This window comes from Candidatus Erwinia dacicola (assembly GCF_001756855.1).
GTDB classification, from domain to species: domain Bacteria; phylum Pseudomonadota; class Gammaproteobacteria; order Enterobacterales; family Enterobacteriaceae; genus Erwinia; species Erwinia dacicola.
Map to the genome: position 1 here is coordinate 1 of NZ_MAYS01000279.1, position 7102 is coordinate 7102.

Genomic DNA, 7102 nt, shown 5'->3' on the forward strand with positions numbered 1-7102 from the left:
TAGAACCGCTCTTTCTGAGTCAGATGTTTTCCCTGCATGCAACAGGCTCTCCAGTAGGACCAGAACGGAGATTTTATCCGGGTCTGGCCAGTGGGTCACTTTGTTGCGTTTCGAGTGGGAATGGGGCATGGCTGACCCCTAACGGGCTGGTGCAGCATCTGCTCAATCAGCTGGGACGGTACGGGGTGGCGTCCGGCACATATTCACTTTTTCGTGACTGCCCGCGGCTACTGTAAGTTAACCACCCAGATCAACATTGATGGTGACGAATACCTGTGGGACGACTTTGCTTTTGCCAGCCGCGAAGGCTTGGTGCCTGAAGTCCATAAAGTGAACTCGCCAGAACAGATAGCCAGTAAAAAAACTGAGTAAATCACGCTGTATCAAGAACAGCGCTGCTGTGCCTGACTCGGCCGTTGAACGCCAATATGCGCAGAGATAAATTAAGCCGGTCGACCGCAGCAACAGGTCGACCCCGATGAGGTAGGGATTAACCAATCGTCATCAGACTGGTATTTCCCCCCGCCGCAGCGGTATTGACGCTCAGCGAACGTTCCAGCAGCAGGCGGTCCAGCAGCAGGTTGGTTTCGCCGCGGGCAAAGCCCTGCACCGACACAATCGCGCCGTCGCGGGCGGCTACGGCCTCACACAGGCTGCGCAGCTGGTCGGCGTCGCCGTGATAGATCACCGCATCAAACGTGGTGCAATCCAGCGGCTGTGCGACCAGCGTAATACGCTGCTGCACAATCGCAGGGAGCTGCTGGCGCAGGTTGCGATGCAGCTCATCATCCGCCCACAGCGTCTGGCTGCCGACTGCTGTAACGGCCGCCAGCTGCACCAGCGCATCCTGCTCGTTATCCGCTAGGCACAGAACCTGCTCGCGCGGCAGCAGGGCGAAGGTGTTGCGCTCGCCGGTTGGGCCAGGCAGCAGGCGCACGGTACCGCCCTGGCCCAGCTCCTCGTAACGTGCACAGCAGGCGGCGAGTTCCGGACGATCTTTCGCCCATGCGCTTAGCGCCTGATGCGGAGCCAGCAGCGCAGGGCGCAGTACGGCATCGACTGGGCGCTCTTTATCCTGACGATCGAGCGTCACGCGCAGTGCACCGTCCGGGCGGTGCGATAGCAGGCGGTACAGGTAGAGCGGGCCACCGGCTTTCGGACCGGTGCCGGAGAGACCTTCGCCGCCAAACGGCTGCACCCCGACCACGGCACCCACCATGTTGCGGTTAACGTACAGGTTGCCGACGTGGGCTTTCTGCGTCACCAGAGCGATGGTCTCATCAATACGCGTGTGCACCCCGAGCGTCAGACCGTAACCGGAGGCATTAATATGTTCGACAATCTGCGGCAGCGAGTTACGTGCATAGCGCACCACGTGCAGTACCGGGCCAAACACCTCTTTAGTCAGATCGGTGACGCTGTTCAGTTCAATCAGCGTCGGCATCACAAAAGTACCGGTCTGCCATTCGCGGCGATCCGCTGCCTGCGGCTGCGCGGCCTGGAACACGCTAAAGCCCTTGCTGCGCATGGTCTGAATATGCTCATCAATATTGCTTTTTGCCTCAGCATCAATCACCGGGCCGATATCGGTTGATAAGCGCTCCGGGTTGCCCATGCGGCACTCGGCCATCGCACCGCGCAGCGTCTGCAGCGTGTGCTCCGCTACGTCATCCTGAATGCACAGCAGGCGAAGCGCCGAGCATCGCTGGCCTGCGCTGTCGAATGCCGAGGCAACGATATCAGTCACCACCTGCTCGGTCAGCGCCGAGGAGTCGACGATCATCGCGTTCATGCCGCCGGTCTCTGCGATCAGCGGGGTCGGGCGACCCTGCGGATCGAGGCGACCGGCAAGGTTACGCTGCAGCAGGGTGGCAACGGCGGTAGAGCCGGTAAACATCACCCCGTGCACGCGCTCGTCCTGCACCAGTTGCGCGCCAACGGTTTCGCCGGTGCCCGGCAGCAGCTGTAACGCGCCAACCAGCACGCCAGCCTCATGCATAATGGCCACGGCCTGCGCGGCGATCAGCGGGGTCTGCTCGGCCGGTTTCGCTAGCACGCTGTTACCTGCCGCCAGCGCGGCAGCCACTTGGCCGCTGAAGATTGCCAGCGGGAAGTTCCACGGGCTGATGCACACCACCGGGCCTAGCGCACGGTGGGTTTCGTTATCAAAATCTTCGCGCACCTGGCCCGCGTAGTAGTGCAGAAAATCTACGGCTTCACGCACTTCGGAGATGGCATTGTTGAAGGTTTTACCGGCTTCACGCACCAGAATGCCGATCAGTTGCTGCATCTGGCCTTCCATCATCGCCGCGGCGCGTTCGAGGATCGCGGCGCGCTCCTGCGGCGGGGTGGCAAACCAGATCGGCCCTGCGCTGACGGCGGCATTGAGCGCGGCGGAGACTTCTCCGCTGGTTGCGCTGCGCACATAGCCCACCACATCTTGCGGCTCGGCGGGGTTAAGCACCGCCACGCTTTCGCCGCTTTCCAGCCTGGCGTCAATCAGCGGCTCTACCTGCCAGCTCTGACTAGCGTTGTTCAGCAATGCGCTGGAAAGCGAGGCAAGGCGATGCTCGTTAGCGAGATCCAGACCGGCGGAGTTCTGACGTTTCTCACCGTACAGATCGCGCGGCAGCGGGATCTTCGGATGCGGCAGACCCTGCGCGCCTTCAGCGTGCGCCAGCTCCTCGACTGCTTCCACCGGGTCGGCAACCAGCTCATCAATCGGCAGCGCGGCGTCGGCAATACGGTTAACGAACGAGGTGTTGGCACCGTTTTCTAGCAGGCGTCGTACCAAATAGGCCAGCAGGGTCTCATGAGTGCCGACCGGGGCATAGATGCGGCAAGGTCGGTTGAGCTTGCCGTCCACCACTTTACCAACCACTTGCTTGTACAGCGGTTCGCCCATGCCGTGCAGGCACTGAAACTCATACTGGCCAGGATAGTAGTTGTTGCCCGCCAGCTGGTAGATTGCCGCCAACGTGTGGGCGTTATGGGTGGCAAACTGCGGATAAATCAGATTTGGCACCGCCAGCAGCTTGCGCGCGCAGGCTAGGTAAGAGATGTCGGTGTACACCTTGCGGGTGTAGACTTGGTATCCTTCCAAGCCGTCTATCTGGGCGCGTTTGATTTCGCTGTCCCAGTAGGCACCTTTCACCAAGCGGATCATCAGGCGGCGACGGCTGCGCTGGGCGAGGGCGGTCAGGTAGTCAATCACCATCGGGCAGCGCTTCTGATACGCCTGAATCACGAAGCCGATGCCGTTCCAACCTTCCAGCTCTGGTTCGAAGCACAGTTTTTCCAGTAGATCGAGCGACAGCTCAAGGCGGTCAGCCTCTTCGGCATCGATATTAATGCCTATGTCGTAGGAGCGTGCCAGCAGCGTCAGCGATTTAAGGATCGGGTACAGCTCCTCCATCACCCGCTCGTACTGGGCACGGCTGTAGCGCGGGTGCAAAGAGGAAAGCTTGATTGAAATGCCCGGACCCTCATAAATGCCGCGCCCGTTAGAGGCTTTACCAATAGCGTTGATCGCCTGCTGGTAGGAGAGTAGGTAGGCTTTCGCTTCCTGCCCCGTCAGCGCCGCTTCGCCCAGCATATCGTAAGAGTAGCAGAAGCCTTTCTCTTCCAGCTTGCGTGCGTTAGCCAGCGCCTCGGCAATAGTCTCCCCGGTGACGAACTGTTCGCCCATCAAGCGCATCGCCATATTAACGCCTTTGCGGATCAGCGTTTCGCCGCTCTTGCCGATAATACGGTGCAGGGAACGCGACAGGTTCGCTTCGTTGTGGGTAGAGACCAGGCGACCGGTAAACAGCAGGCCCCAAGTGGCGGCGTTGACGAACATTGACGGGCTGCGGCCAAGGTGGGAGTGCCAGTTACGGTTGCTGATTTTGTTACGAATCAGCGCATCGCGCGTTGGCTTGTCGGGAATACGCAGCAGCGCTTCCGCTAGGCACATCAGCGCCACTCCCTCCTGAGAGGATAAAGAAAACTCCTGCAGCAGACTTTGCACCATTCCGGCGCGCCCCGTTGCACCTTTCTGGTGCCGCAGGTTGTAGGCCAGCTGGTAAGCGAGGCGATGCGTGGCTTCTGCCAGCGGCTTCGGTAAACGCGCCTGCTCCAGCAGAATCGGCACCGCTTCGGCCTCCGGGCGGTGCCAAGCAGAAGTGATCGCAGCACGGGCTACGGACTGCGGCAGGATCTGCTCGGCGAAGTCGAGGAACGGCTGGTGCTGCGACTCTTCTGGCAGGTGCTCATCGCCCTCTGCCTGCTGGCCGTTTGACGGGATCTCCGGCAGCGCGCTGCCCTGTTCCACCTGCTGCAGATAGTTAAATATTGCCTGCTTGATCAGCCAGTGGGGCGTGCGGTCATTTTGCTGCGCTGCCAGTTTAATGCGCTCGCGCGTTGCATCGTCCAGCTTCACGCCCATAGTGGTTGTGCCCATGCCTTACAGCTCCTAAAGTCAGTAATAAACATTGGATGAGGTGCAATATCACTGATGTTGCAACTTTGTGCAACCCGGTTAAATGTGACCTAGCCCCCATTCCAGAAAACCGCTATTTTGTTAACGCGCAAAAAGCGGCATGGATATTGCCGCAAGAATCCGGCCAGTTATGAAATATGGAGTATTACTTGGTTTTAATTGGGTTATTACCGAGGCGCAACCCGGTTAAATGTGACGCATTGCAACCTGCTGGCATTTGAATGTAACTAGCAGGTGAAATGGCTGTCGATGATGTGTTAAATCGTTTGTGCGTCAACGCCGATTACGGCAGGATACCGCCCCCGGCAGAAAGCCCTCCGTGAAACGTGCCCCGTTTCGGCCGTTTCACGAGCGTCTTTCGCCTGAGGATACTGATAATAAGTGGAGAATCTGAATGACTGTAAGTACGCCAATGATGGTGACATTTTGTATTTATATATTCGGCATGGTTTTGATCGGTTCTATTGCTTACCGCTCAACGAAAAACTTTGACGATTATATTCTGGGCGGCCGCAGCCTAGGCAGCTTGGTCATCGCTCTGTCAGCCGGGGCATCTGATATGAGCGGCTGGCTGCTGATGGGGCTGCCGGGGGCCATTTTCCTGTCGGGCATTTCCGAAAGCTGGATCGCCATTGGTCTAACTATCGGCGCTTACCTTAACTGGAAGATTGTTGCTGGTCGTCTACGCGTGCAGACTGAGCACCATGACAATGCCCTGACGCTGCCGGACTACTTCTCCAGCCGCTTCGAGGATAAAAGTAAGATTCTGCGGGTTATTTCTGCCCTGATTATTTTGGTGTTCTTCACTATCTACTGTGCTTCTGGCGTGGTGGCCGGAGCGCGTCTGTTTGAAAGTACCTTCGGTATGAGCTATGAAACTGCCCTGTGGGCCGGTGCCGCAGCGACTATCGTCTACACCTTTGTTGGCGGCTTCCTCGCGGTCAGTTGGACCGATACCGTGCAGGCCAGCCTGATGATTTTCGCGCTGATCCTGACGCCGGTGATTGTTATTCTGGCAGTCGGTGGCTTGGGTAATTCACTGGAAGTGATCCGCGCGAAAAGCGTTGAGAACCTCGACATGCTGAAAAACCTCAACTTTATTGCTATTGTCTCCCAGCTGGGCTGGGGCTTGGGCTACTTTGGTCAGCCGCACATCTTGGCGCGCTTCATGGCTGCTGACTCCCACCGTTCGATTCGTAGCGCGCGTCGTATCGGTATGGCCTGGATGATCCTGTGCCTCGGCGGTGCCGTGGCGGTGGGCTTCTTCGGTATTGCTTACTTCCAGAACCATCCGGATCAAGCTTCCGGCGTGTCTGAAAACAGTGAGCGTATCTTTATCGAACTGACGCGTATCCTGTTCAACCCGTGGATTGCCGGGATCTTGCTGTCCGCCATTCTGGCGGCGGTGATGTCGACGCTGAGCTGCCAGCTGCTGGTCTGTTCCAGCGCGCTGACGGAAGATCTGTATAAAAACTTCCTGCGCAAAAATGCCACTCAGCGCGAGCTGGTGTGGGTAGGGCGCCTGATGGTGCTGCTGGTGGCGGTGATTGCTATTGCCCTAGCGTCTAACCCGAATAACCGCGTGCTGGGGCTGGTGAGCTACGCTTGGGCGGGCTTTGGTGCTGCCTTTGGCCCGGTGGTGGTGCTGTCGCTGCTCTGGAAACGCATGACGCGTAACGGCGCGCTGGCGGGGATGATCGTCGGTGCCGCAACCGTGCTTATCTGGAAGCAGTACGCATGGTTTGGCCTCTACGAAATTATTCCGGGCTTCCTGTTTGCTTGCATCGCGATTGTGGTGTTCAGCCTGCTTGGCAAAGGCCCATTGGCGGCGGCTGCGCAGCGCTTTGATGCTGCAGAAGCGGAGTATCAGGCAGACTAACGCTTAAGGGCTAGCGTAATCTGGCCCTTTTCTTTTATGCCCATTCCCACCGTAATATCTGCTTAATGTTTTTCCCCCTCACAAAACTCAAAAATATCCTTTGCCTAGCTTGTATTTCTTTATCGGATAATGATAATCGATATCGTTCGTATTTTACTTATTTTTATTGGATTTGACTGAAGTTAACAGTTAAAGAGGTTTGGCATGTTTGTTCCGTTCCTCATCATGTTACGCGAAGGGCTGGAGGCGGCACTGATTGTCAGCCTGATCGCCAGCTATCTAAAGCGTACTCAACGCAGCCAGTGGTTCCCCGCCATGTGGATTGGGGTGTTTGCCGCTGCCGCGCTCTGCCTTGCTCTTAGCTGGTTTATCAATAAAACCACCGGTGAATTTCCGCAGAAACAGCAGGAGCTGTTTGAGGGTATCGTCGCGGTGGTGGTGCTTACCTAGATGGTGTTCTGGAGGCACTGTTGCAAAGTTATTGATGAGTTAGCCTTTCGTGTTATTGAAAGGTCTTCAACTAATACTGGCCACAGCATTAGACTGTAAGTAGTACAGCCGCTCAGATTCGTTGGGCGTCAGACCACCGTTATACCAATGGGGCCTGATAGCGCTGTAATATCCCGTTATATAGCGAATTATCGCGCCCTGGGCTTCGCTGAAGCTGTTATAGCCCTTCGTCGGCACCAATTCGGTCTTCAGGCTCCGGAAGAACCGCTCCATAGGGGCGTTATCCCAGCAGT

The 7102-nt window shown here is 57.4% G+C and carries 4 protein-coding genes and 1 pseudogene; 3 read left to right on the top strand and 2 right to left on the bottom strand.

From position 1 onward, the window contains the following. Window positions 1–213: 213 nt before the first annotated feature. On the top strand, window positions 214–372 hold the full coding sequence (locus BBW68_RS20650) for a dioxygenase family protein (protein ID WP_420835338.1): 159 nt from the start codon (window positions 214–216) through the stop codon (window positions 370–372). 118 nt (window positions 373–490) lie between these two features. Here the strand turns inward: BBW68_RS20650 and putA are convergent, their stop codons facing one another. Then, complete coding sequence (putA, locus tag BBW68_RS08350; protein WP_070134897.1) at window positions 491–4441, bottom strand: trifunctional transcriptional regulator/proline dehydrogenase/L-glutamate gamma-semialdehyde dehydrogenase; 3951 nt, start codon at window positions 4439–4441, stop codon at window positions 491–493. 433 nt (window positions 4442–4874) lie between these two features. Here putA and putP point away from each other — a divergent pair, with 433 nt between their 5' ends. Next, window positions 4875–6359 (top strand): sodium/proline symporter PutP, encoded by a 1485-nt coding sequence (gene putP / locus BBW68_RS08355; RefSeq protein ID WP_070134899.1) that lies wholly within the window; start codon window positions 4875–4877, stop codon window positions 6357–6359. Window positions 6360–6563: 204 nt separating this feature from the next. Further along, a pseudogene (locus tag BBW68_RS08360) lies at window positions 6564–6806 on the top strand (FTR1 family protein); the annotation flags it as partial. Between the two features lie 69 nt (window positions 6807–6875). On the opposite strand, the gene BBW68_RS08365 reads toward BBW68_RS08360, so the two are convergent. Beyond that, on the bottom strand, window positions 6876–7102 hold a 227-nt coding region (locus tag BBW68_RS08365), incomplete at its 5' end, for an integrase core domain-containing protein (protein WP_148127603.1).